The 25,391-nt window shown below is 56.8% G+C and carries 23 protein-coding genes; 13 read left to right on the forward strand and 10 right to left on the reverse strand.

The features are described from left to right. Window positions 1-26: 26 nt before the first annotated feature. From EDC27_RS11700 to EDC27_RS11720, 5 genes are all read right to left on the reverse strand, one after another. Window positions 27-1,310, reverse strand: coding sequence for a molybdopterin molybdotransferase MoeA (locus EDC27_RS11700; protein ID WP_123290790.1), 1,284 nt, complete (start codon window positions 1,308-1,310; stop codon window positions 27-29). After that, on the reverse strand, window positions 1,307-1,936 hold the full coding sequence (mobA, locus tag EDC27_RS11705; RefSeq protein WP_170161777.1) for a molybdenum cofactor guanylyltransferase: 630 nt from the start codon (window positions 1,934-1,936) through the stop codon (window positions 1,307-1,309). Before mobA ends, EDC27_RS11700 begins: the two co-directional genes overlap by 4 nt. Beyond that, on the reverse strand, window positions 1,933-2,592 hold the full coding sequence (gene mobB / locus EDC27_RS11710; RefSeq protein WP_123290792.1) for a molybdopterin-guanine dinucleotide biosynthesis protein B: 660 nt from the start codon (window positions 2,590-2,592) through the stop codon (window positions 1,933-1,935). Before mobB ends, mobA begins: the two co-directional genes overlap by 4 nt. An 11-nt stretch (window positions 2,593-2,603) precedes the next feature. After that, window positions 2,604-4,106 (reverse strand): aldehyde dehydrogenase family protein, encoded by a 1,503-nt coding sequence (locus EDC27_RS11715; protein ID WP_123290793.1) that lies wholly within the window; start codon window positions 4,104-4,106, stop codon window positions 2,604-2,606. Window positions 4,107-4,255: 149 nt separating this feature from the next. Next, a complete protein-coding gene (locus EDC27_RS11720) occupies window positions 4,256-4,933 on the reverse strand; it encodes a hypothetical protein (protein ID WP_123290794.1) in 678 nt (225 codons plus the stop codon). A 543-nt stretch (window positions 4,934-5,476) separates the two neighbouring features. On the opposite strand from EDC27_RS11720, the gene lgt reads away from it, so the two are divergent. From lgt to EDC27_RS11740, 4 genes are all read left to right on the forward strand, one after another. After that, window positions 5,477-6,286 carry a prolipoprotein diacylglyceryl transferase gene (gene lgt / locus EDC27_RS11725; RefSeq protein ID WP_123290795.1) on the forward strand — a complete coding sequence of 270 codons (810 nt, stop codon included), beginning with the start codon at window positions 5,477-5,479 and terminating at the stop codon, window positions 6,284-6,286. Window positions 6,287-6,291: 5 nt separating this feature from the next. Next, entirely contained in the window at window positions 6,292-8,223 is a 1,932-nt protein-coding gene (locus tag EDC27_RS11730; RefSeq protein WP_123290796.1) for a GNAT family N-acetyltransferase, read from the forward strand. Then, window positions 8,223-9,146, forward strand: a complete 924-nt coding sequence (locus EDC27_RS11735) for a hypothetical protein (RefSeq protein WP_123290797.1) — start codon at window positions 8,223-8,225, stop codon at window positions 9,144-9,146. The genes EDC27_RS11730 and EDC27_RS11735 overlap by 1 nt, the downstream gene beginning before the upstream one ends. 78 nt (window positions 9,147-9,224) lie before the next feature. Beyond that, window positions 9,225-9,911, forward strand: coding sequence for an MBL fold metallo-hydrolase (locus EDC27_RS11740; protein ID WP_170161778.1), 687 nt, complete (start codon window positions 9,225-9,227; stop codon window positions 9,909-9,911). Window positions 9,912-10,055: 144 nt separating this feature from the next. Here EDC27_RS11740 and EDC27_RS11745 read toward each other — a convergent pair whose 3' ends face one another. Then, window positions 10,056-10,619: a hypothetical protein gene (locus EDC27_RS11745; protein ID WP_123290799.1), complete on the reverse strand. Its 564-nt coding sequence runs from the start codon at window positions 10,617-10,619 to the stop codon at window positions 10,056-10,058. 248 nt (window positions 10,620-10,867) lie between these two features. Between EDC27_RS11745 and EDC27_RS11750 the strand changes: the two genes are divergently transcribed. From EDC27_RS11750 to EDC27_RS11765, 4 genes are all read left to right on the forward strand, one after another. Then, window positions 10,868-12,190, forward strand: coding sequence for a S41 family peptidase (locus EDC27_RS11750; protein WP_123290800.1), 1,323 nt, complete (start codon window positions 10,868-10,870; stop codon window positions 12,188-12,190). 21 nt (window positions 12,191-12,211) lie between these two features. After that, complete coding sequence (locus tag EDC27_RS11755; protein ID WP_123290801.1) at window positions 12,212-13,357, forward strand: divergent polysaccharide deacetylase family protein; 1,146 nt, start codon at window positions 12,212-12,214, stop codon at window positions 13,355-13,357. A gap of 14 nt (window positions 13,358-13,371) precedes the next feature. After that, window positions 13,372-13,650 carry a DUF1573 domain-containing protein gene (locus EDC27_RS11760; RefSeq protein ID WP_123290802.1) on the forward strand — a complete coding sequence of 93 codons (279 nt, stop codon included), beginning with the start codon at window positions 13,372-13,374 and terminating at the stop codon, window positions 13,648-13,650. Window positions 13,651-13,713: 63 nt separating this feature from the next. Continuing rightward, complete coding sequence (locus tag EDC27_RS11765) at window positions 13,714-14,427, forward strand: hypothetical protein (protein WP_123290803.1); 714 nt, start codon at window positions 13,714-13,716, stop codon at window positions 14,425-14,427. 135 nt (window positions 14,428-14,562) lie between these two features. On the opposite strand, the gene ahbD is transcribed toward EDC27_RS11765, so the two are convergent. Genes ahbD through EDC27_RS11785 form a run of 4 tightly spaced genes read right to left on the reverse strand, consistent with a single transcriptional unit; the run spans window position 14,563 to window position 19,674 of the window. After that, entirely contained in the window at window positions 14,563-15,687 is a 1,125-nt protein-coding gene (ahbD, locus tag EDC27_RS11770) for a heme b synthase (protein ID WP_123290804.1), read from the reverse strand. A 13-nt stretch (window positions 15,688-15,700) separates the two neighbouring features. Continuing rightward, complete coding sequence (hemB, locus tag EDC27_RS11775) at window positions 15,701-16,675, reverse strand: porphobilinogen synthase (RefSeq protein WP_123290805.1); 975 nt, start codon at window positions 16,673-16,675, stop codon at window positions 15,701-15,703. A gap of 18 nt (window positions 16,676-16,693) precedes the next feature. Next, a complete protein-coding gene (gene ahbC, locus EDC27_RS11780; protein ID WP_123290806.1) occupies window positions 16,694-17,884 on the reverse strand; it encodes a 12,18-didecarboxysiroheme deacetylase in 1,191 nt (396 codons plus the stop codon). After that, window positions 17,881-19,674, reverse strand: coding sequence for an AAA family ATPase (locus EDC27_RS11785; protein ID WP_123290807.1), 1,794 nt, complete (start codon window positions 19,672-19,674; stop codon window positions 17,881-17,883). The genes ahbC and EDC27_RS11785 overlap by 4 nt, the downstream gene beginning before the upstream one ends. A gap of 292 nt (window positions 19,675-19,966) precedes the next feature. Between EDC27_RS11785 and EDC27_RS16060 the strand changes: the two genes are divergently transcribed. The 5 genes from EDC27_RS16060 to lptE all read left to right on the forward strand — a co-directional run bounded on the left by EDC27_RS16060 (window position 19,967) and on the right by lptE (window position 25,391). Further along, a complete protein-coding gene (locus EDC27_RS16060) occupies window positions 19,967-20,389 on the forward strand; it encodes a PilZ domain-containing protein (RefSeq protein ID WP_170161779.1) in 423 nt (140 codons plus the stop codon). 115 nt (window positions 20,390-20,504) lie between these two features. Next, complete coding sequence (locus tag EDC27_RS11795) at window positions 20,505-20,969, forward strand: hypothetical protein (protein ID WP_148045749.1); 465 nt, start codon at window positions 20,505-20,507, stop codon at window positions 20,967-20,969. Beyond that, window positions 20,966-21,910 (forward strand): AAA family ATPase, encoded by a 945-nt coding sequence (locus tag EDC27_RS11800; RefSeq protein WP_123290810.1) that lies wholly within the window; start codon window positions 20,966-20,968, stop codon window positions 21,908-21,910. Before EDC27_RS11795 ends, EDC27_RS11800 begins: the two co-directional genes overlap by 4 nt. A 448-nt stretch (window positions 21,911-22,358) precedes the next feature. Beyond that, a complete protein-coding gene (gene leuS, locus EDC27_RS11805; protein ID WP_123290963.1) occupies window positions 22,359-24,848 on the forward strand; it encodes a leucine--tRNA ligase in 2,490 nt (829 codons plus the stop codon). 24 nt (window positions 24,849-24,872) lie between these two features. Further along, window positions 24,873-25,391 carry an LPS assembly lipoprotein LptE gene (gene lptE / locus EDC27_RS11810; RefSeq protein WP_123290811.1) on the forward strand — a complete coding sequence of 173 codons (519 nt, stop codon included), beginning with the start codon at window positions 24,873-24,875 and terminating at the stop codon, window positions 25,389-25,391.

Genomic DNA, 25,391 nt, shown 5'->3' on the forward strand with positions numbered 1-25,391 from the left:
TCAGAGCCACAACCGGCGCACAAGGGTCATTCTAAGGCGTGGTTCTGTGGGGTTTGGAAAGGATCCTGGATGTTCGAGTCCAAAAAAGTGCCCATGAGGCGCCGTGCACAGACCAAAGTTTCCGTCTCAAGGCCGCCTTGTGCAGGCACTAAAATGTAGGAATTGCTTGTGACCATAGCCGGCAGGGTCGAGGAGGATTCATGGGGATGCGGATCAAACCACAGGCCGTCGCGGCGGGATACTAGGCGCCCCGGAACCGCTCGAACCTCGCGCCCTTTTCCTGTGATGGAGCGGCTGAGCCTAGCCCACATTGGAGGAAACCAGGGTTCTTTCATCCCATAGCAACGGTGCAGCATGGGCAAGATAAGTTCGTGAAAAATCACCTGGGCGGCCCAGGGGGATCCAGGCAAAGCCCAATAGAGCACGCCTTTTCGATGCCCCAATGCCACGCTGCCTCCGGGTTTCATGGCAACCCCTTGAAAAACGGGAACAACGCCAAGATCGTTCCACACGTGAAAGATCAAGTCTTTGTTCCCTCCTCCGGTGCCTCCGGTGGTGATGACCACATCCCCTGCCGGCTTGTCGAGAGCGGCGGCGATGCGCGCGGCGTCGTCCGGAATGCATCCCATGTGCACAGGGACGGCACCGGCGCTGAGCACCAAGGCGGCCAAAAGGTATCGCGTGTCCGCGTAGGACATAGCCGACCTGAGAGGGGTTCCGGGATCTTGGATTTCGTCGCCGGTGCTGGCTAAGGCGACCCGACACCGAGCGGCCACGGGAACTATGCTGCAGCCTAAAGCGGCCGCGGCGGCGAGCCGAGCCGGTGTCAGGCGATGCCCGGATGGAACGGCGATGACGCCGCGGGGGATCCGTTCTCCCTGAGGACTCACCCACCGGCCTGGGCTTGTTTCCCTCAAGATACGCAGCGTTTTTTCCACCCTTTGCACGTCCTCGTCGGGCACCACGGCATCGGCCCCTCGAGGCAGCACGGCGCCGGTGAGAATGCGATACGCGGTTCCGGGTTCTACGATCACGGAAGGGTTTGTGCCCGCGGACAGGGTGGGCTCGAGGCACCGCAGGGTTCGGGGCTGTTTTGCCGTGGCCCCTTTGGTGTCATCAGCTCTTACGGCATAGCCGTCCATGCGCGATCGTGCTTCACCGGGTAGGGGAAAAGGGGCGATGAGATCCTGAGCTAGAATGCGATGAAGGGCTTGCGGCAGGGGCACCCATTCGACCGAAGCCGGCCGAATGAATCGAACGGCCAAAGAAGCCGCATCCTTGAGCGCTATGGCTTCACGTGGGGGCGTCATGTCTTGAAGGACTTCCCGCCGGAATGCGCTGATTCAGGCGGGTTTTTGAGTTCCAGCGTGCGTTGCCAATCCTCGGGCGTATTAATGTTCCAAAGACTCATGCCTTCGGGGTCATAAAGGCGCCATTGCGATTCTTCCACGGCATGAACCCGCACGCTTCGGTAAAAACTAATAACTTGTCGTCGATCTGTTTCCAAGCATCGCCGAATATGCGCAAGACAGCGCACATGGTAGAGGGCCATGAGGGGTTCGAAGTTTTCTCCCTTTTTGAGCACGATCACCTCCGCCTGGGGCGTGTGGGTCAAGGCAACCATGGCCTGGGCCAATGAGAGGTCCAGAAAGGGCATGTCCGTGGCCCGCACGAAAACCCAGGGATGAGGAGAAAAGTACAAAGCGGTGAAAATGCCGGCCAGGGGTCCGAAACGAGGCACCACATCGCGCACCAGAGGCACGTCCAGGTCCGCGTAGGGAATAAGATCATTGGCCACCACCATGACCGGATCGCAGAAGGTCGCCAGGTTGGCGATGGCCCGATCAATGAGGCGAACCCCCTGAAAAACCTCCAAGGCCTTGTTGCGTCCAAATCGGCGGCTTTCTCCGCCCGCCAAGACGGCTCCGGCAATCACGCATTGTCTCCCAAAGTAATGGTGACGCGAAGCTGCTTCGGACGCCTCCAACCCCGAAGCTGGCTCACCATGCCCACCAGACCTCCGGCGATAAAGTCCTGGACGAAATCTTTCATGGGCAGTTTTTTCCCGTCCAGTTGCACCAGTACGCGAGGGCGCTTTCGGTTCTTAAGGTAGCGCGATTCCAGGAAATCGGCGACACCTTCCACCTGGTCAAAGCCAAACCGAGGCACTTCCGTGTCCACGGGCGCGTCCGTGACCAGGGCGATGAGATTGTCGGAAGGGGAACACAAAGGCTGCGGCTCGATGGCCGACCGAAAGACTTCGATCTTTGGAAACATGGAGCGTTTGAACCCTTCAGCGAGCACCAGATCCTCGTCCCAGAAATAGCGGGAAACCACGTCTTCCAGGGGAAGTTCGTGAGGGACGGTGCGAATGGAGGCGACGCGCTCGGGGGAGGAAATGGCGATGGTTTGAGCCCCAGCTTGAGCGTGCCGCCAGGTGTCCTTGCCTTCCCGATCCATGTCAAAGCCGTGCACATCGTGCTTGACCGTGCCCACACGGTAACCACGCCGTGTCAGTGCGGGAATGAGCTTTTCCAGAAAGGTGGTTTTTCCAACGTTGGAAGCTCCGACGATACAGACGATGGGAACCATGGTCCGCCTTTCTAGGCATAGGCCAGGTAGAGGGTTTTCAATTCGGTAAAGGCTTCCACACCGAAGCGCGATTTTTCGCGTCCCAGCCCACTTTCCTTCATGCCGCCAAAGGGGGCTTCCGGCAGGGCCTGGTGTACGCCGTTGATCCATACACTGCCGGCTTCCAGCCTGTGAGCCAAGCGCAGTCCTTTGGCCAGGTTTTGGGTGAACACATAAGCCGCCAGGCCATAGGGAGACCGATTGGCTTCGACAATCGCCTGGGCTTCATCGTCAAAAGGGATGAGAAAAGTCACGGGACCGAAGATTTCTTCGTGGAGCTCGGGTGTCTGAGGTTCAATGTTTGTGATAACGGTTGGCGGAAAATAAAACCCTCGATGCAGTTCTTTCGGCAATGGCGCCTGAAAGACGGTGGCCCCTGCCTGCTGCAGCCTCCACACCTGTTCGCGCACGCGCCGGAGAATGCCCTGATGGTTGAGCGGCCCCAGCACGGTTTGGGGGTTTAAGGGATGTCCGACGCGAAGTTCCATCACCCGTGCCATGAATTCATCAAAAAAAGGCTTCCACACGTTTCGAGCCACATAGAAACGGGTGATGCGGTAGCAATACTGGCCTGAGTTTTTGTAGGCTTGCGCCACCATGTGAGGCAGGTGCGTGCGCCAGTCCGCGTCGTGGCATACGATGGCAGGGCACGAGCCGCCCAGTTCCAGAATGAGTCGTTTGACACTGCTGGCCGCCCGCCGTTGAATCTCCTTGCCCACCTCCGTACTGCCGGTAAAGGAAATGCCCCGAACGTTGGGATGATCCACCAGAGCAGCTCCGGTGACGGGCCCGGGTCCGGTCACCACTTGCAGCAGGCCCGAAGGAAGGCCGGCCTCGGTGAAAATCCTTGCTAAGGCCAGGGTGGACAGGGGTGTGTGCTCATCGGGCTTGGCCACCACGGCACAACCCACGGCCAAGGCCGAGGCCGCTTTGCAAGCCAGGGTGCTCAAGGGGTAGTTAAATGGCGTGATGGCGCCCACCACGCCCAGGGGTTCTCGCACAACCAAGGTGTGTCTTTGAGGATCCCCTAGGAGAGGGATAAGTCCTGAAAGGCGGTAGCCTTCTTCGGCGAAATAATCGATCAGGTGGGCTGTGTTGTCCACTTCCGCCACGGCCGCCTGCTTTGGCTTGCCGGTTTCTCGACCAAGAAGATGTGTCAGAGATTCCCGGTGGGTTCGAACCCGTTCGGCGAGGGATCGCAGCACATCGCGCCGATGCTGCGGCGCCGTCTCTTTCCAGAGCTTCTGGGCTTTGGATGCTCCCAGAACGGCTCGATCCACCCAGGCAGCATCGCACACGGGCACTGTGGCCATCGGCTCTTCCGACGCCGGATCCACAACGGCCATCCACGGCTCGGCCCATTGTTCGGCCCCGTCCACCCAAAACCCGAACTTTTCTTTGACGTCCTCGTGTGCCTGGTTGCCGCGCCAATCCACAGTATTTCGTCCCGCCGGGCCTGCGCCCAACCCGCTCACCCACCAGAAAAAGCCTTATCTTCTTCAACCCTTGAAAAAAAAGCTTCAACAGCGTTGACTCTATGCCATAGCGGTCCATGAGTGTCAACGCGCGCCAACTTGGACCGGTAGCCCGTTCCTGCAAAAAAAGGCCGGGTCAAGTTATCTGATCATGAACTCGCTTCCTTCCGTAACGGCACGATAAACCGGTCCTCCTCGACAAGATCGGGTTCGTTTCCATTGAGTTTCCACATGGACTGGATCATCGGCCCGGGCACTCCCATCCCAAAATGCTCGATATAGCCGTACCCACGGAGGATCTCTTTCAGGAGCTTGTTGCAAGCCACTCGAACCACACCCTCTTTCATCTTCTCCGCTGCAACTCCATTGATTTCGGTGTTCGGAAACGGTTTGATCTCGTAACGCGCACGACGAGCTGCCTGGTAGAGCTGTCCCTTCTCGTCGTGCGTTGCCTCTCGAGACCTCCTGCCCACGCGTATGTAGGTGACCCAGGCGTTCCCACGTCGTGCCTTGTAGGGGTTGCCTGGATTGTCTGCAGGGAATTCCAACACACTATTAATCTTGCCGTTTTCCATAGCCATAGAGGTGCAGACGTGGATGATGGCCGGCTGAAGGTTTTGCCGTGCGACGTTCGGCACCCGCATGGGGGCGTCCACCAAGGAACTGGTCAGGGCCGCAATCCGGTCATCATCCTCAACACCGAGCAGCATCACGCCTCGCTCGAGGTTAAGCCACACCGCCATCTCCTTTCTTATGTCTTCCCATTCGGCATGAAATACCCGCCATTCCTCGCCCCGTTCTTTCTCTAAGCAGTGAAGGATCGCCATGCGTGATTCCCGTACTGAACGCACGTCGGCGATGCCCTGATCCGCTCACCTGTAAATGCAGACTTCATTGGGGAGTGACAGAGCGGTTGCAGTTGGATCAGGTTTCGCCCCCATGCGCTTCGTTCCTCAGTGCTTCAGCGAGCGTGATTCACCAAAGCTGTATAAGACGAGAGGGAAAAAGGCTCGCCCTCCTAGGTGGCAAGTCCCCGGAACGAAAAGGACGGTGGGCCACACAAGAGAACCTACTATTGCTGTACTGAGGACGCCAGGCGGGGTCACGGCCACTGCGGGACACATTTGGAGCGGACCCTTTAGCCATGACGCGTTCGAATTCCACGGCGATTTCGTCGTCGTTCCAATCGATAATGTCATGGGAGCCGTTTCGGATGGTCCATAGAGTTCGATCGGTCAAGTGAAGACGTCGCCGTTTAGTCTTTTTAGGAAACCGACAAGGAATACTCAAAGCCCCTGAAAAGGCCACGTGACGTTGACGCTTGCAGCGCCCGTGTGTTTATATGAGGCTGAAAGAAGGAACGGCGCATCATGATCGACTATCCGCAGATTCGACCGGAAATCATTGCCATCGGGCCCATTCGGGTACGCTGGTACGGTTTGATGTACGTGCTGGGGTTCTTGACCACGTACTATCTAGCGCCAAGGCTTCCTAAGGCCAAGGCAATCGGCCTGACGTCCGAACGGATGCAGGACCTAATCGTTTACCTGGCCGTGGGGTTGGTGGTTGGAGCCCGACTGGGCTTTCTCATTTTTTACCAGTATGACAACTGGTCCTTTTACCTGAATCATCCCATAGAAATCATCGCGACATGGCACGGCGGCATGTCCTTTCACGGCGGTTTTATCGGCAGCGTTCTTGCCGGATGGATTTATTGCCGGCGAACCGGACTTCCTTTTTGGGGTGTGGGGGACTGTGTGGCCGTAACGGCTCCCATCGGCCTGGGGTTGGGGCGCCTGGGCAATTTCATCAACGGAGAATTATACGGAAGGCCCAGCACTGTGCCCTGGGCTATGATCTTTCCCGACGGCGGCCCCGTGCCTCGGCATCCCTCCCAGATCTATGAGGCTTTGGGGGAAGGGGCACTGCTTTTTGCCATTCTGTGGTGGATGTCTCGCCGCCCTCGCGAAAACGGAACGCTTGTCATGGCGTTTCTGTTTTTCTACGGAGCCATTCGGTTTGTCTTGGAGTTTTTTCGAGAACCCGATGAAAACCTGGGCTTTCTGTGGGGGCACTGGACCATGGGACAGGTTTTGTGTACAGCGATGATGGTTGTGGCCGCTTTTCTTTATCTGCAGCGTCGCATGCGGCGCACATTGTCGGTTGATGTGAGGAAATAAAGCCCATGAACGACACCCAGAACCATTTGGCGGAATCAGCCCCAAAGGCCACCGATGCCTGGCGGGAACGATGGCCAAAGAAAGTGAAAGACGCGCGCCGAGCCTTTCGAGCCGTGAAAAGAGGCCAGAGAATTTTCATTGGGTCGGCCTGCGGAGAACCTCAGCACTTGGTTCGAGCTCTGGAGGAAAATCTGCCCAACCTGGCAGACATGGAAATTCTTCACATCCTCAGCTTGGGAACCCACACGTTCTTGGAAGAAAACTACCATGGCAAGTGCCGCCTGAAATCATTCTTTGTGGCGGCCGCATCCCGCAAGGCGGTGGCCGAAGGGCGCGCTGACTACACGCCCATCAATCTGGGCGATGTCCCCGGGCTGTTTCGCAGTGGAGCGCTTCCCATTGATGTAGCCCTCATTCAGGTTTCCCCGCCGGACGAGCACGGTTTCTGTTCGCTGGGCATATCGGTGGATATTGTCAAGGCAGCTGCAGAGAGCGCCAAGACGGTCATCGCGCAAGTCAACAGCCACATGCCTCGCACTTTGGGTGATTCATTTATTCACGTGGATGAGATCGACGTGCTGATTCCATGGGATGAGCCGTTGTTGGAAATGCATCCATCGCCCATCACTCCCGAGGCTTCGGCCATCGGCGTCCAAGCGGCCAAGCTCATCGAAGACGGGTCCACCATCCGCGTCGGCGTGGGTTCTATTCCCAGCGCCGTCCTTTATGCCCTGGAAGACAAGAAAGACCTCGGCGTGCATACGGACATGCTCACCGATGCCTACCTGCATCTGGTGGAAAAAGGAGTCATTACCAACGCCAAAAAGACGCTGCACCCGGGAAAGATCGTCGCCAGCTTTTGCATCGGCACACGGGCTCTGTTTAATTTCGTCCACAACAATCCCATGGTGGCCCTGCATCCCGCGGAATATACCAACAACTACCTGGTCATTTCCCAAAACGACAGAATGGTGTCCGTCAATTCCGCCTTGGAAATCGATCTGACCGGCCAGGTGTGTTCGGATTCCATGGGCTATCGGATCTACAGCGGCGTGGGCGGGTCCGTGGATTTTCTGAGAGGTGCTCGAAATTCCAGGGGAGGCAAGACCATCACAGTGCTGACATCCTTGACGCAAGATGGCCGTTCTCGCATCGTCCCCACGCTTACTCCAGGCGGTGGCGTGGTGATCACTCGTGGAGGAGTGCAGTTTGTGGTGACCGAATACGGCATCGCTCAGCTTCAGGGCAAGAGCCTTCGAGAGAGGGCTTTGGCTCTCATCGGGATTGCGCATCCGGATTTTCGCGAAGAATTGACGCGCCATGCCTACAGCATTCAACTGCTCAAGAGAGAACAATTCGCCATTCGAGCCGCCAAAGCGATTTATCCCGAAGAATTGGAAATCACGCAGGTGTTTGACGAGACCACGAAAGTCTTTTTCCGGCCGGCTAAGCCGACGGACGAACGGATGCTTCGGGAGTTCTTTTATTCTCTACCCAAGGACGAAGCCTATATTCGGTTTCTTTCCACCATGAAAGTCTATCCTCAGGTGGACATTCATCGTCTGGTGAACATTGACTACGACAAGGAAATGACCTTGGTGGGCGTGGTGGGCCACATGGAGGAACAGAGGATTGTCGCGGTCGGTCGGTTCATCGCAGACGAGGAGTCCCCGGGGGCGGAAGTGGATTTTGCGGTGCACCCCGACTACGGTCGGCGGGGCATTGCCTCATTCATGATTCAATACCTTTCGGAAATTGCCATTAAAAGCGGTATCCGTCAGTTTCGGGCCTACATTCGACCAGGCAACGAAAGAGTCTTTGGCATCTTTCAACGGTTGGGATACTTCGTGGAGACTTCTAACATGGAAGGCTTCTACGAGATTCGCGTCCATTTTGACAAGCCTGTGGATGTGTGTCTCACCGAGGTGGCGTCGTAATGGGGGACAAGGAATGGGAAGCCATTCGCGAGCTCTCCGAGCGACTGGATCGGTTGCAACACGAACTCTGGGCCCTCAAAGCGTGCCAGGCCGGATGGGTGCACCCTGTGGAAAGGGCTTTGAGCCAGAGAGGGCTTCCCGTGGTGGCGCACGGGGACACGACCCAGGTGATGGTTCCTTCGGAGGCGCCCCAAGAGGCGGTGGACCGGTTTTATGACCTGATGCGCCGTTATTCCTTTCGGTTGTTTCTTCGGGATCTCATTCGCACGTCGCCGAAAGGATCGCTGGAACCCCTCACGCGCTATTGTTCGCTACCCACCGTGCGCCGTTACCTGAAGGAACTGCAACAGATGGGCCTTGTTCGCGTGGACGCTCACTGGCGCTGGCAATGGGTTCGATCTTCAGTGCCTAGTTTCGGGCCCACGCTGGAATGGTACGTGTGGCAGATTTTTCAAAGGGAATTCTTGGCGCCCGCTCTGTTCAACGTGCGGCTGGATCGCACGCGGCATGGCGGGGACTACGATGTGATCGCTCTGGTGAATCAGCGCCTGGTGGTGGTGGAAGTGAAGTCGTCTCCGCCGCGAGGTGTGGAAATGCCAGCTGTAAAGGCTTTCTTGAATCGATTGAAGGACCTGCAGCCGGACGTGGCCGTGTTTCTGGTGGACACCGAATTGCGCATGCGCGACAAGATCGCCGCCCTGTTTCAGGAAGCGCTCGCCGATTTCGGTGAGGCTTTGGGGGTTCGGGAGGTGTCTCGGCTGGTGCACGAACTGTTTCACATCGGCCACACGATTTATCTCATCAACAGCCGAAGAGGGCTCTACAGCAACTTGCGCGCGTGCCTTCGCGATGCCTTTCGATGGCATGCCCAATCCGGCCGATGGCCCGGCCGCCAAGGGCGTGAGCACGCGTTCGGAGTCTAGACAAAACGGATGGAATCGGGTCTTTGCAAGGGACCGTGGATCCGTTGCAGGGAAAGCAAACCGGAGGGTAAACGCCGCATGTCCGTACCGAAGAACTTGTACATCTATCCTTGGGAAAGTTATACGGAAAACAACTGCAACAGCTTCGTGATTGACGGTTCCGTAAGAATTCTCATCGATCCAGGGCACGCTCACCTGTTGCATCACCTGGAAGCTCGCATGGTTCGGGACGGATTCAGCCTCGAAGACATTCACGTCGCTCTGGCCACCCATCCCCATCCCGATCACTGTGAAGGACTGGTGAAACTCAAGGAATTGGGGGCACTCATCGCCATGCATGAGGAGGCTTTGGCGTTCCTGAGCCGTTTTCGTGCCCAATGGGAGCAGATGACCGGGCAGAGAATGCCCGACTTTCCCGTGGACTTTTTCATAAAGGAAGGCCGACTGGAACTCGGTTCAGAAGTGTTGCAGGTGCTGGAAACGCCGGGGCACGCGCCGGGGTCTGTCTGTTTTTACTGGCAGGAACCGGGGGTGCTCTTTTCCGGGGATGTGGTTTTTGTCCAGAGCGTAGGCCGCGTGGACCTGCCCGGCGGCCATGCGGGCTTGCTGGCCCGCAGCCTGGAGAAGATCATGTCTTTAGACAGTCAAGTTCTGTGCCCGGGACATGGGCCCGTGCTGGAAGGCCGTGGCGCCGTGAAAGAGAATTTTTATCTTATTCGCCAATACTTTTTCGCCCATCAGGCATCGCCGTCCTCGCCACAGTGACGTTGTGGCGCTCCCGGGTGAAGCGGCGAAGGGCATTCACCAACAAAGGGATCACTTTCCCGAATCGACCGAATTCATCGGCATGGCCTGCGCTGGCGTGTTTCCGCCAAAGCGTCCACGCCAAAGCGGGGACCAAGACATATTTCAGGATTCCTGGGAGCCAAGCGGTGCGGTTTCGGCAAGGGCGGCGAGCCACTGAGCCTTGAGGGCTTGGAGGGTATGGCCCGAGGCGCTGTAGGATTCCTGCCATTGAGGGTCCAGGGCGGGAGTCACGTGCACGGCGTCGCCGCGAACACCCTTTTCGGCAAGTTGAGCCAGAAGGCGCTGGCGTCGAGTCTCCCAACTCCGGTCGGCGTCGGCATGTTCGGCGGCAAGACGTTCCAGCCGATCGACAAAGGGAGCGTCCGCCGGGGACGCCAGGGCTCGAAAGGCGGAAAGGAACTTTTCCAAGGGTGTTTCCTCGCTCAAGAAGCCCAAAAGCCTTTGAAGCAGGCTTCGGCGCGCCTCTTCTCGATACGGTTCGGGGACGCTCCTCCAGGCTTCCATCATTTGGTCAAGCGTCCAGGCCCCGTCCACAAATCGCTGTACCATGCCCGGAACTTTTTCCAAGTGTTCCCGTTGTTCCATGGCGCGCCGTTCTTCGGGGGTGAGCACCAGATGCTTGGTCTTTTCCAAAACGATGTCCAGCGTGCTCTTGATTTCCGCCATGAGGTCTCCTCTTTTTTCGGTGCCGCATGCCGTTGTTGATCGGCAAACTTTATAGCGCCTTGACAGGACAGACGCAATCTCTTAAAGAGAAGCGGGTTCTTTAAGCGATATCAGATGGATAGACAATGATAAAAAAAGATTCTTCAAGCGCCGACTTCCTTTATAATGACAAAGGCTGAGGACGACCCCTTTAGGGCCCTCATGAGCGGTGGTCTCGATCCCAATTGGAGAGTGAGAAGGAAGAAACCATGCGAAAAGGGAGCAGAAAAGCGAAGTTGGTCATCATGACCGTGTGTGTGGCCTTGGCGGGATGGATGGCGTTGAGGGCCATGGCGACGGGGGCTGAAAAGGGTGTCTACGAGCAGTTGAGGCTCTTTAGCGATGTCCTGAACCTGGTGCAAGATCATTACGTGGAAGAGGTGGATTCCCAGAAGCTCATCTACGGGGCCATCAGCGGCATGTTGCGGGAACTGGACCCGCACTCGTCCTTTCTGCGGCCGGAAGACTACAAGGAGTTGGAAATTGAAACCAAGGGCAAGTTCGGCGGCATTGGCATTGAGATCACCATTCGCAACGGCGTGCTGACGGTGGTGGCGCCCTTGGAAGGCACACCGGCAGACAAGGCCGGCATTCAGGCCAACGATCAGATCATCAGGATCGATGGCGCACCCACCCAGGAAATGAGCCTCATGGAAGCCGTGCAAAAGATGCGGGGCCCCAAGGGCACTAAGGTCAAGCTCACCATCATGCGCGAAGGCCAGCGCAAGCCTCTGGAATTTGAGCTGACCCGGGATATCATTTCGGTCCAGAGTGTTCGAACCCGGTATCTGGAAAAGGGTTATGGGTATGTGCGCATTTCCAGTTTTCAGAGTGGCACAGGGCGGGATTTGCGCAAGGTGTTAGAGAAGCTGGAAACGGAAGAAAAACCGTTGCAGGGTTTGATTCTGGACCTGCGCAACAATCCTGGAGGCCTGCTGGATCAGGCCGTGGCCGTGGCGGATGAGTTCCTGGACTCGGGCCTCATCGTCTACACCGGCGGTCGTCGTGAAAATCAGCAAATGCGTTTCGAAGCCACGAAGAACGCCGTGCCTCACGCCTATCCCATCGTGGTTTTGGTGAACGGAGGTAGCGCCAGTGCATCGGAGATTGTTGCGGGAGCGCTTCAGGACCATCGCCGGGCGGTCGTGATGGGTGAGCCCACCTTTGGCAAAGGTTCCGTGCAGACCGTGATTCCTTTGAATGATGGATCGGCGGTGCGGCTCACCACGGCGCTGTATTACACGCCCAGCGGACGATCCATTCAGGCCAAGGGTATCACCCCGGACATCGTGGTCAAGCGGGTGGTGCCTAATCCGGAAAATGGCAACGAAGAGGTGACGCGACGGCTTCGCGAAAAGGATTTGCCTCGCCACATGGAGGCGCCTTCTGAAGGTTCCGAAGAGCAAGACAAGAGCGCACCGGAAATGCAGTCGACGGAAACGGAAAAATGGCTGGAGGCGGACAATCAGGTGCGCCATGCCTTGGAGTTGCTAAAAAGTTACCGCATCATGGCCGAGACGCGGTACAAGTAGCGTCAAAGGATCGGCATTCGAATGGCCTCAGCCCAAGGTAAGCGGCGATCGACACTGAAGAATCGCACGAGAAGCGGGTCGGGTCAAAGGCCGCGCACGGGCGCCTCTGCCGTCGGCTCTTCGGCTCGAAAGCCCGCTAGGGAAAGCGTCTTTGTTCCCCTGCTGACCGTGTGGATCGTGGCGTTGTTTCTTTTGGTGACCCTTATCCTGTGGGCCAAGGGCAATCCTTTTTACCGGTCCGACCGAAGTGGCAAGGAAACGCGAACGGCTGCGGTCTCCCTTCCTTCTTCCCAGGCGCCGGCTTTGCAAAAAAAAAAGCCTACAGTGTTGAATCGGCCTTCGAAAGAAGACAGATCAAAGCCCACTGGATTCCATGAGGGGGCGAAGGACGCCCCCGCGGTGGCGTCGGTGCCCAAAACTCCCCCCGGCCCTTTGTTACCTTCCCCTGTTCCGAAAAAGCCTGCCGTGGGCCGCGTCGCTTTGGTCATAGACGATTTCGGCCAAGATCTGGCCATGGCGCGAAAATTCATCAACCTCGCGGTGCCCGTGACATTTTCTGTTCTGCCCCATTTGCCACACACGCGTGAAGTGGCGGCTTTGGCGGCGGCCCATGGGCACGAGGTTTTACTGCATATGCCCATGGAACCTTATGGGTATCCAAAGATCAATCCAGGTCAAGGCACCCTGCTGGTGGCCATGACGCCGCAGCAAATAGTGACCGAAATCGACAAGGCTCTAAGGGAAAATCCCTACGCCCGCGGCATCAACAATCACATGGGGTCCAGGTTCACCGAGGACCCCGAGGCCATGAGGGTTGTGCTGCAGCATCTGAAATCAAAGGATTTTTACTTTCTGGACAGCTATACCAGTGGGCAGAGTGCGGCCCTGTCGGTGGCGCGGGAACTGGGCATGGCCTGTGCCCGGCGGGATATTTTTTTGGATCATGAACCGACTGAAGAGTTTGTGCGCCGGCAGGTGCTCAAAGTCATCCGACGCGCCAAGCTGCAAGGGCAGGCCGTGGCCATCGGCCATCCTCATGCCGTCACCTTAAAGGTATTGCAGCAGGAAGCGGACACCTTTGCCAAGGAAGGCCTCGAGGTGGTGCCGTTAAAAAAGCTTCTGGAAGAACCTTCCAGAGAGAACGGCGCCGAGTCGGGAGTGTCTTGAGCGGAATACAAACCATGAAACCGCAAGGCTGGGGGTCGCACCTTTTTTCAGCAGGGAACTTCGGTGGGGTTCTGGTTGCCGTGTTCGTGGTGTTAAAAGCAGCCACTGTCATAGCCGCTTCCGGTCCTTTGGCGGCGGACACGGCTAAGGAGCAGAATGCTCCTCGCATCGCTATTGAAAATCCAACCGTGGATGCCGGCGATGTGATGGAAAACGGCGTTGTTTCCCACGATTTTGTGGTGCGCAACGTTGGTTCGGCCCCCCTGTCCATCCAACAGGTTCGTCCGGGCTGAGGCTGCAGCGTGGCCCGTTTCGACCGGCTCATCCCTCCAGGCGGAGAGGGAAAAATCACATTAATGATCAACCTTACAGGACATCGGGGAAAAGTTACCAAGAGTGCCACCGTGTACTGCAATGATCCCCAAAACCCAAGGGTGGCTCTTGCCCTGAGTGTTAAGGTGGTTCCTTTCATTGATGTGCGGCCCTGGGATACGGTGGTCTTTCGAGGGTCGGCGGCGCAGATCAAGCCACAGGAAGTGGAACTGGAGAGTTCCAAGGTGCCGATGCAGATTGTGCGCGTGGAAAACGGCTTGGAAAAGGAAGTGCGCACTCGTGTGGAAACCCTGGCTAATGGCAAGCGGTACCGCGTGGTTCTCGAAAATCTGGCCGAACAGGGCAGTTACTCTGGCTACGTGCGTGTGATCACCGATCATCCGCAAAAACCCGAGGTGCTTCTTTCGGTACGAGGCATGGTGGAGGGCCCCATTGGGATTCGCCCCACAAGCCTATTGGTGGGAAAAATCAAAGGCAACCCTGAAATCCGCGTGGGCCGTGTGCTGGTGGTGCACCATGGCGGCGCGGCTTTTCGCATCACCAGGCTGGATTACGACGCGCAACTTTTGGAGGTGACGGCGAAACCTCAGGAAGGCCTGACCGGGTATGTGTTGGACGTGGCGGCCAAGCTGGACACCGTTGCGCTGGGGACACAAAAGCGCACGCCCTTAAAGATCGAGACGGACATTCGCCCCGAAGACCGGCTTGAGGTGCAGATTTTTGTGGTGCATCAGTAAATAACTGCCGGCTAGGCTTCCAAGCGCCGGTTCCCGAACGAATTTGCAAGGTGCCTTACTTGAAAAGCCGCTTGCGGTGCAAAGGGAAAATGATGGAAACGCCTACACTGTAGAAACCTCGGCGTTTCCATCACACTAGGTTGCGGATGAGGCTTTGGGTTCGTAAAGGCAAAGGGGCTCTTCGGCCATGTAGTTCCCGGTGGCTTCATAGGCTCGAGCGCGACATCCGCCGCAGACGCGCACGTATTCACAGCGGCCGCACTTTCCTTCCAGGGCTTTGAAGTTGCGAAGCTTCTGAAAGACCTCGGAATCTTTCCAGATTTTTGAAAAGCTTTCCTGTCGCACATTGCCGCAGTTGAGTTCCAGATATCCGCAGGGCTGCACCTGGCCCACGTGGGAGATGAAGCAAAAGCCTGTACCTCCTAGGCAGCCGCGCGTCATGGCGTCTAGGCCGAAGGTTTGCGTGTCCACGCAGCGGCCTTCCTGGCGAGCCCGCTGTCGAAGAATGCGGTAGTAGTGGGGAGCGCACGTGGCTTTGAGCTGCAGAGGAACCTTGTCCCGTTGTTCGTAGAACCAGTGCAGCGTTTGTTCGTATTGTTCCGCGTTGATGGCTTGTTCTTCTAAGTTTTTTCCGCGCCCTACGGGCACAAGAAGAAAGATGTGATGCGCCACGGCGCCGAGGTTCACGGCCAGTTCCTGAATGCGAGGCAGTTCTTTGAGGTTCAAAGCCGTGATGGTGGTGTTGATTTGAAAGGGGAGATCCGCTTCCTTGGCGTGGCGAATTCCCTTCAAGGCGCCTTCAAAGGCCCCCGGCACCTGGCGAAAGGCGTCATGGCTGGCCGCATCCGCTCCATCCAGGCTGATACTGATGCGCTGAATGCCGGCGTCTTTCATGCGCCGAGCCGCCTTCGGGGTCACCAGGGTGCCATTGGGTGCCATGGTCATGCGCAGACCTCGAGCGCGGCCATGGGCGGCCAAATCAAAGATATCCGGCCTGAGCAGGGGTTCTCCGCCGGTGAGAATGACGATGGGCGAGCCCAACGTGGCGATGGTGTCCAGAAGGTGAAGTCCTTCTTCCGTGGTGAGTTCATCGGCATAGGGCTTGTCCATGGCCGCCGCCCGGCAGTGCACACAAGAGAGGTTGCAGCTACGGGTGACTTCCCAGGCCACCAGGCGCAGAGGCCACGCGTGGCCTTCGGCTCGAGGATGCGTGGCGGCATGGAGTGCGCTGGCGGAGGCAGGAGGCAAAGAGCGATTCATGAAAAGTCCTTTCTTACGAGGCCAAAAGCCGTGCGGCATCCTTGGCGAAATAGGTGATGATCTGGTCCGCTCCGGCGCGGTGAATGGCGGTGAGCACTTCCAGCATGGCACGTCGTTCGTCCAGCCAGCCGTTGGCGGCGGCGGCCTTGATCATGGCATATTCTCCGCTCACGTTATAGGCGGCTACGGGCCAATCGAATTCTTCTTTTACACGACGAATGATGTCGAGATAGGCCAAGGCCGGTTTGACCATAACGATGTCGGCCCCTTCCTCGATGTCCAGTTGGATTTCGCGAAGCGCTTCACGGGCGTTGGGCGGATCCATCTGATAGGAGCGCCGGTCGCCGAATTGAGGGGCCGAATCCGCCGCTTCTCGAAAGGGGCCGTAAAAGGCAGAACAGTACTTGGCCGAATAGGCCATGATGGCCGTGTGGTGAAACCCTTCCTCGTCCAGACTTTCGCGTATGGCACCCACGCGGCCGTCCATCATGTCCGAAGGCGCTACCATGTCTGCTCCGGCCTGCGCATGGGAGACGGCGATGCGGGCAAGAACGCCGAGTGTGGGGTCGTTGTCCACCTCCTGACCATGCAGCACGCCGCAGTGGCCGTGGCTAGTGTATTCACAAAGGCACACATCCGTGATGACCACCAGGTCTGGACAGGCGTCCTTGATGGTTCGCACCGCTTCCTGCACCACGCCATGGGAAGCATAGGCTTCAGATCCCGTCTCGTCTTTCTTTTCCGGCAATCCAAACAAAATGACGGCGGGAATGCCCAGCCCCTGGACTTCTTTGACTTCCTGAACCAGTGTGTCTCGAGACCACTGAAAGACTCCGGGCATGGACGGCACGGCCTGCCGTAGACCTCGGCCGCTTCGCACAAACAGAGGATAAATGAACAGGTCCGGGCTCAGCCGTGTTTCCCGAACCAAACGTCGCAAATTTTCCATGCGTCTCAGCCGCCTCGGTCGGTATTCCGGAAACCACATGCGTTCAACCTCCTTGCCTCACGCGGATGCCAGGCCGATTTCTTCGTCCGTCAGGTAACAGGCGGGATCAGGAGCCCAAAGATCCCCCGTAGCCGCTTCGGCGCGCACGCGAAAGTTGCCGCCACACACGGACAGCCATCGGCATCGAGCGCACCGTCCCGTGACATAGTGTTTCTTGTCCTTGAGCCGGGCCATGAGGGGATTGGACAGATCGGTCCAGATGGAGCTGAAGGGGCGCTGCCGCACATTGCCAAAAGAATAGTGCCTCCAGAACTGGTCCGCATGCACCTCGCCATCCCAGCTCACACATCCGATGCCGCGGCCGGAATTGTTGCCTTCGTTCATTTCCAGAAGCTTGAGCACATCCGGGGCTCGAGGTGACCCTTCGCGCACCAGGCGCAGATACACATAGGGACCATCGGCGTGGTTGTCCACCGTGAGCACTTCCTTGGGTTTTGCGCGCCGGTGAAGATCGGCCGTGCGGTCGATGATGAGATCCACCGCTCGGCGCGTTTCTTCGTGGGAAAGATCATCTTCCATGAGTTTGGAGCCCCGGCCGGCATAGACCAGATGATAGAAGCAGACTCTAGGAATATCCCGGGCCTCCAGAAGATCAAAGATGGCGGGAATTTCCGACGCGTTTCGACGATTCATGGTAAATCGCAATCCCACCTTGATACCCGCTTCCTGGCATGCCGCAATGCCTTCCAAGGCTTTTTGAAACGCTCCCTTGACCCCTCGAAACCGGTCGTTGACCGATTCCATACCATCCAAGCTGATGCCCACGTAGGAAAGCCCGATTTGTTTTAATTCCTCAGCCATGCGGGGTGTGATCAGGGTGCCGTTGGTGGAGATGACAGCGCGCATGCCCTTGTGTACAGCATAAGCCGCCAATTCCACGAGATCGGGCCTCATGAGTGGTTCACCGCCCGAAAACAAAACCACAGGGCACCCAAAGGCCGCCAGGTCGTCCAGCAAGAGCTTTCCTTCAACCGTGGTCAGTTCATCGGGAAAAGACCGGTCCTGGGCGTGAGCGTAGCAGTGAACGCATTTGAGGTTGCACCGGCGGGTCACGTTCCAGACCACGACGGGTTTCTTGTCCTCAGAAAATTGCAAAAGGTGGGATGGAAGTTCCCCACTGCGGCGACCGTAGCGCAGGGCGTCCGAGGGCTCCACGGTGCCGCAGTAGAGTTTAGAGATGCCGATCATGTACTGGATCCTTTCTGCGATGGCAAGGCCTCAGAGGGCAGAGGGTGCTTGCGATAGGTGTCTCGAATGAGTTCATCCAGGTAGACTTCCGGATTTTCCACGGCGCCTTTGGGCAAAATGAACTGAATCTGTCCACTCCTCTCGGCCACCAGCCGAAACGCATAATCATAGTCCCGGGAAATGTCCCGGCACACGGCCGTGGCCGTCTTGTCCTCCGCCAGAGCCTTGAACATGATGGCCGTGATGGCGTGGTCGTCAAAGTGAATCTTAAAGCCCTGATGTTCGTAAAATTCTTCTTCAAAGACTTTGACCTGGTTGTAGAGCGTGATCAGGACGTCGAAGAGTCCTTCGATGGGTTCTCCGGTCTTCACGTGCTGTTCCACAAGCAGTTCCAGGCGTTCCGGTGTAAAGACAAAGGGGTAGTTGTGCACGTAGTGCTTCTTTTTCTTGAGTACCTGCTGGCGCACGGCCTCTTTTTCCTCGCGGACCATGCGTTCGTAGAGTTCCCTTTGCTGCGGCGATTCCGGATCCTTGAGAAGGCTTTCCAGGGTTTCGTGCGGATGCAGCACCAAATCCTTGGTCACCACCAAATGGCGAATGGAGGTGGAAGGCAGCCGTTTTTCAAATCCCATGAGCACCCTCTCGATGACACTGACCAGTCCCCGTGCTCCCGTCTTTTCTTCATAGGCCATGTGCGCCAGGGTCCACAGGGCCTCGTCCTGAAACTTGAGGTCGATACCGTAGCAGCGAAAATCTTCTTTCTTGGCTTGAATAACCGGACTGTTGGGATTCTTGAGAATGTGGTAGAGATCTTCCACTTCCAAAGGTTCCAGCACGGCGATGACGGGTATGCGGCCCACAAACTCGCTTTCAAACCCATACTGAATGAGATCTTCCGCCTTGACGTGTTGCAAAAATTTGTGGTCATCGACGCGGCTGTGCACCGCCGCCTTGAACCCCACACCCTGTTGCTGCAGGCGCTTTTTGACGATCTCGGCCAGACCGTTAAAGGCGCCGCTGACGATAAACAGAATGTCCTTGGTGTTGATCGTCTGTTTGTCGCGTTTACCCGTTCGGCGGTATTGTTCGATGGCCTGCATTTGCGAGACGGGATCATGAGGCACGCGCAGATCCACCTCCGTTTCTTCCATGGGTTTTAACAGCGCGCGCTGCACACCCGTTCGCGACACATCGGGTCCGACGAGGTGCGACGAGGAGGCGATCTTGTCGATTTCGTCGATGTAGATGATGCCGTACTGGGCCAGTTCCAGATCGTCATCGGCAGCGCGCACCAAATCGCGCACCAGATCTTCCACGTCCCCGCCCACATAACCCGTCTCACTGAACTTGGTGGCGTCGCCTTTGACGAAGGGAACGCCGATCTTCTGGGCAATGAGCTTGATGAGGTAGGTTTTGCCAACGCCGGTGGGGCCCATCAAGATGATGTTGTTCTTGATACGCCCGATGGAGTGGGCGTAGCGTTCACCCCGTTCCATGCGCCACTTGATGCGATGATAATGGGTGCAGATCTTGGTCGCCAAAATGGCCTTGGCCTGGTCCTGCTTGACCACGTATTGGTCCAGATAGGCTTCCAACTCCTCTGGTTTTATGTCAAACTGGATCTTACGCACCGAGTCCGAGGGCGACTTCTTGGATTCGGCTCCCTTGGGCTGGGCTACCATTAAAGGGGAAATGACCCGGACGGGGCGTCCGTATTTTTTAGAAAGGAACTCACTGAGTTCTCTTTCCAACTCTTCCTGATCGGGGAATTTTGGGGACTGATCATTCATAGGCCACCTAGCCTTCCGCATTGTCGAGTCGAGCCGTTTCTTGTCACGACACGAACAGATGATAAGCTGCCGTCGTCTCTTTTTCAAGAAACGCTCCGAGTTCACCCGGGCAAACCGGCCCGAAGCCACCCATTCAGGGCACCAAAACCGCTGCCATGCCTTCCAACGATTCATACCCAATGCGTGGATGCACGGGGTGGCAAAAATGTTTAATGGGGTGTGCAAAGATGCCGACTATAAAAGTGGTTGGAATGGCACAGGACAAGGCGACCTGGTCACGGAGGAACCTTCGATGGTGAGCAAGGACAATCTCTTGGAAGAACTTAAGGATTTGGAAGAAACGCTGGAACTAACCGGGGTTTTTGATGAGCAGGCAATGGTGCGCAAAACCTTTCGCGTTCCCGTCAACGAACAAACACCGGTAACCTTTTTGATCAACGGCGTTCCTTTTCGCGTGGTCAACATTAGTGAAGGTGGTGTTGGGTTTGTTGCGGATTCCGGCGATGTGGCGGAGGTGGGCCAAGTCCTGGAAGGCCTGGAACTGCACTTCGGAGGTAGGAGCTTTCAGGCCCAGGGTATCGTTCGCCACGTAACCCCGCTCGAAGATTCCGGGTTTTTGTACGGCCTTTCTTTGGAAATGTGCAGCGAAGACGATCGAGCTTTCATGATGGATTTCGTGCAAAAGCTCCGGGAACGGTTTTTTGAACAGCACTGAGGCTCAGGGCCGTGAAGCTCCTAAAGGTGCAAACTCTTTGAAGCTTCTATGGTGTACGAACATGGGTGAATCGTTGTGGGGATTCGAAACGCTGGGGTGTAGAGGAGGAATTTCGGTGGCGCCATCTCGAGATGAGGAACCGATGGACATTATGGGGGCCTTGCTCAAGGGGGAAGTCTCCAAGGTGACCACGGAAGAAAACGACATCGTTGAGCGGTTGGCTTTTTATTTAAGGCGCCTGGAACACCGCAATGCCAACATCGCACCCGAGGAGCGCCCCAGCGCGAGGACTCGGCCCAAGGACGCGCGGCCAAAAAAGAAGGTCACCTACTATTTGACCAAGCTCATCATTCATCACTTGGAAGACGCTCAGCAGGGCTTGCTCAAAGCCTCCGAGGGCGAGCCCAAGCCCAGGATTTCTAAATCCATGATTGTGGAGACGGCTCTTCGAATGGCTCTTCAGGAGTTGGACGCCAAGGGGCCAAAGAGTCGGCTGTTTCGAAGGGTTCATGAAATCTGCCATAAAACCACGAAGTCCCACCGTGTTTCTAAAACACCATCGGGAGAAGAAGTCCAATGATTATCATATGCCCAAGCTGCAATCGACAGCACAAGGTGGACGAAACGCGCCTTTCCGAAAAGGTGAAAGCGGCGAAGTGCGTTTTTTGCGGGCATCGGTTCCCCATATCCAGGCCAGGGGATACGGAATCGGAAGCGGCCAAGCCTGCAGAGGTGGTTCAGCCTGTTCATGGCAAGGAATGGCCTAGACGCCGCATTGCGGTTTCCTTGAGCAAAGGGGGCGTGGGCAAGACGACCACGTCTGTCAATCTCGCGGCCGGTTTAGCCTTGGCCGGCTTCAAGGTGCTCTTGGTGGACACGGATACCCAGGGGCAGGCGGCCTACATGCTGGGCGTGAAACCCAAAGCCGGCTTGACGGAACTGATGACCGGCGAAGTCATTGCCGAGCAATGCCTGGCTGAGGCGCGGGAGCGCCTATGGCTGTTGGCCGGCGGCCGTTCCTTGGCGGGTGTCAAGAGGCTCATCGCGCGCAAGGATTTTCGTGGAGAAATGACCTTGACCGAAGCCTTGACGCCCATTGACGGTCGATTTGATTACGTGATTGTGGACACGTCACCGGGCTGGGATGTGCTGACCATCAACGTGTTATTTTATGTGCAGGAAGTGCTGATTCCGGTGAGCCTTGAGGTGATGTCCATTCAGGGACTGTTGGAATTCAGCCGTAGCCTGGCCTCTGTCCAGAACTACCACAAGGATCTTGCGCTCAAGTACGTGGTGCCCACATTTTTTGACAAGCGGGTCAAGCAGTCAGAAGAGATTCTCAACCAGTTGAAAGCCCATTACAACAGCCGGCTGTGTCCTCCCATTCGCTACAATGTGCGCCTGTCCGAGGCGCCAGGCTACGGTAAGACCATCTACGAGTATGCTCCGGGATCCCCGGGAGCCAAGGACTATCGGGACTTGGTTCGCCGGGTGGCAGGAGATCAGACTCTTTTGAGCTGAGCGGGCGCGGGCCGTTGGAATGTCACGACACCCCCCTCGTGAACGCCCCGCCGATGGAATGCCCAGCCAAAGGGCTTTTGGGCAGAAACCAAGGGCCCTTGCGCCGTCGCATCCGGTGATCAGAATATTTTGGCCAAGCCTTTGTCATGGCGTGCCCACCTTTGCGCTTCCCTTCAACTGTTACCTTTCGGGCCTCCTGATGGGGCGCTGTAGGGAGGACGAGAGTCCTCATCTTTTGCATTTTTCGGCAGAATAACCACGGCGGGCTTTGCCTCGCACGCCGGAAAGCTCCCGGCTTCCATGATATGGTCGGGCTCCCCTAGCTTAGCATGGGCGTCGCCGATATGCCCCATTGCGAACGGTCAGCGCGTATGCTACAAGGCAAGCGCTTTGCTAAGGAAAGTTATCTCGGCGTGAGCCGGTTGAAATGGATGTGAGGAAGAGAGTCATGGACAGCCGATACAATCCCAAAAGCATCGAGAAAAAATGGCAAGAATACTGGGAGCGGGAACGACTTTTTGAAGTCTCTGAAGATCCTGCCAAGAAGAAATACTACCTTTTGGAAATGTTTCCCTACCCTTCAGGCCGCATTCACATGGGCCATGTGCGCAATTATGCCATCGGGGATGTGATGGCCAGATTCCTTTCCATGCGCGGCTATAACGTGCTGCATCCCATGGGATGGGATGCCTTCGGCATGCCGGCCGAAAATGCGGCCATCAAGGCCAAGACCCATCCGGCCAAGTGGACCTATGAAAACATTGATTACATGCGAAACCAACTCAAGCAGTTGGGCTTTTCGTACGACTGGTCTCGAGAATTTGCCACCTGTGATCCGTCTTACTACCGATGGGAACAACTGTTTTTCATTAAGATGTATGAGAGCGGACTGGCCTACAAGAAAAAGTCCTATGTGAATTGGTGCGACACCTGCCAGACGGTGCTGGCCAATGAACAGGTGGAAGACGGCGCGTGCTGGCGCTGCGATCAGCCTGTCGTGCAAAAGGAAATGGAGCAGTGGTTTTTTAAGATCACCCACTATGTGGAAGAGCTCCTGGAGTGGCTGGACAAACTTCCCGGGTGGCCCGAGCGGGTGCTGACCATGCAGCGCCATTGGATCGGCAAGAGCTTCGGCAGCACCATTCGATTTCCTCTGGCTTCGGGCCAAGGTTTTATCGACGTCTTTACCACACGGGCCGACACCTTGTTTGGGGCTACCTTCATGAGCTTGGCTCCGGAACATCCCATGGTGGCGACCCTATGCCGAGGTCATCATGAGGAACAGGCCGTCCTGGACTTTGTGGAAAAAGCTAAGCAGGCCAAGCGGGGCGAACGCGACGTGGGGCTTTTAGAAAAAGAAGGTGTCTTTACAGGATCCTACTGCATCAACCCCATGACCCAGGAGCCCATGCCCATCTATGTGGCCAATTTCGTGGTCATGGAATACGGCACGGGCGCCGTGATGGCGGTGCCGGCCCACGACCAAAGAGACTTTGAGTTTGCCCGCAAGTACGGCTTGCCCATCAAGGTGGTCATCAAGGAAAACGAGGGGGCCGACGTGTTGCATCCGGACCAGCTGACACACGCTTTTGAAGAGGACGGGGTGCTGGTCCATTCCGGCCCCTATTCGGGAATGAGTTCGGCTCAAGCCCGCGAGGCCATCACGCGGGATTTGGAAGCCAGAGGGCAGGGAAGCCTCACCGTCCAGTACCGGCTGCGGGACTGGGGTATTTCACGCCAGCGCTACTGGGGCGCGCCCATTCCCATTGTGTATTGTGATCGGTGCGGCACGGTTCCCGTCAAGGAGGAGGATCTTCCCGTCATTCTTCCCTTGGATTTGGAAATGCCGGAAAACGGCGCGTCACCTCTGCCCTTGAGTGAGGCCTTTGTTCAAACCACGTGCCCTCGATGCGGAGGACCGGGGCGGCGGGAAACGGACACCATGGACACCTTTGTGGAGTCGTCCTGGTATTTTGCAAGGTTTGCCTGCGCGGACTATACCGAAGGGCCTTTGGACCCCGACCGGGTGGACTATTGGATGCCTGTGGATCAATACATCGGGGGTATCGAACACGCCGTGTTGCATCTGCTCTATTCCCGATTTTTCACCAAGGTGCTTCGTGACATGGGGTACCTGCAGGTGGACGAGCCCTTCACGAACCTGCTCACGCAAGGCATGGTGATCAAAGACGGCGCCAAGATGAGCAAATCCAAAGGGAACGTGGTGGACCCTGACGAGATGATTCGCACCTATGGAGCCGATACGGTCCGTTTGTTCTGCCTGTTTGCGGCACCTCCGGAAAAGGAACTGGAATGGAGCGACCAGGGCGTGGAAGGGGCTTACCGGTTTCTAGGGCGCGTGTGGCGCCTTGTGGCGGAAAACCTGGAAAAACTTAAAACCGTCGCTCCCTATGACGGCCATGACCCTTTACCTCAGACCCTTCAAAGCCTGCATCGCAAGACCCACCAGACCATCAAGAAGGTGACCGAAGATATCCAGCAGAGGTTCCATTTCAACACGGCCATTGCCGCCATCATGGAATTGGTCAACGAAATTTACGGCTCTCTGGACAAGGCTAAGGAAGATAGGACGGCCTGGTCTGTGATTCGAGAAGCCATAGAGGCGGTCATTTTGATGCTTTCGCCCATGGCCCCTCATATTGCCGAGGAACTGTGGACTTCATTGGGCATGCCGGCCAGTGTGGCCAAAAGGCCATGGCCAACCTATCGGGAAGAGGCGCTGGCGACGGAAACCGTTCTCGTGGTGGTGCAGGTGAACGGCAAGTTGCGTAGTCGACTCGTGGTTCCGGCGGACATTTCTGAGGAAGCTTTGAAGGAGGCTGCTTTACAAGATGCTAAGATTCAAAGTTTTCTGGCCGGCAAGCCGGTTCGCAAGACCGTGGTGGTGCCCAAGAAATTGGTTAACATTGTGATATGAACGGTTTCGGAACAAGAATGGCTCATGGGCCGATGCCTTCGTAACCTTGTGGCATTAAGTTTTTTTCTGTGCGGTGGTGCGTGCGGGTATCATTTTTCCGGCGACGGTACGCAACTGGACCCGCGTCTTCAAACCGTGGCGGTTCCAGTCTTTGAAAACCTGACGGCGGAGCCAGGCATCGAAGCGGTTTTCACAGGCGCCTTGCGCCAGGAGTTTCTCACGAAGAGTCGGCTTCGCGTGGTCCCGGAATCCGAAGCGGACGCCGTCTTTATCGGTCAGATTCGACGGCTTTCGACCATCGCTGTGGCGCACCGCGAGGCGCAGGACACCGTCCTCACCCGCCTAACAGTCACTCTGGACGTGCGCTGTGTGGATAGAGAAACGGGCAAGATTCTGTGGCAAGATCGAGCCCTAACTTACTTTGAAGACTATGTACAAAACCCGCAGGCCATCGTCTCTTTTCAGAATCGTCAAGGCGCTCTTCAAAGGGCGGCGAAGGAAACGGCCGCCCGCATCTTTGATCGGTTCATGAGCCAATTTTAG

This window comes from Desulfosoma caldarium (genome assembly GCF_003751385.1).
Classification (GTDB): domain Bacteria; phylum Desulfobacterota; class Syntrophobacteria; order Syntrophobacterales; family DSM-9756; genus Desulfosoma; species Desulfosoma caldarium.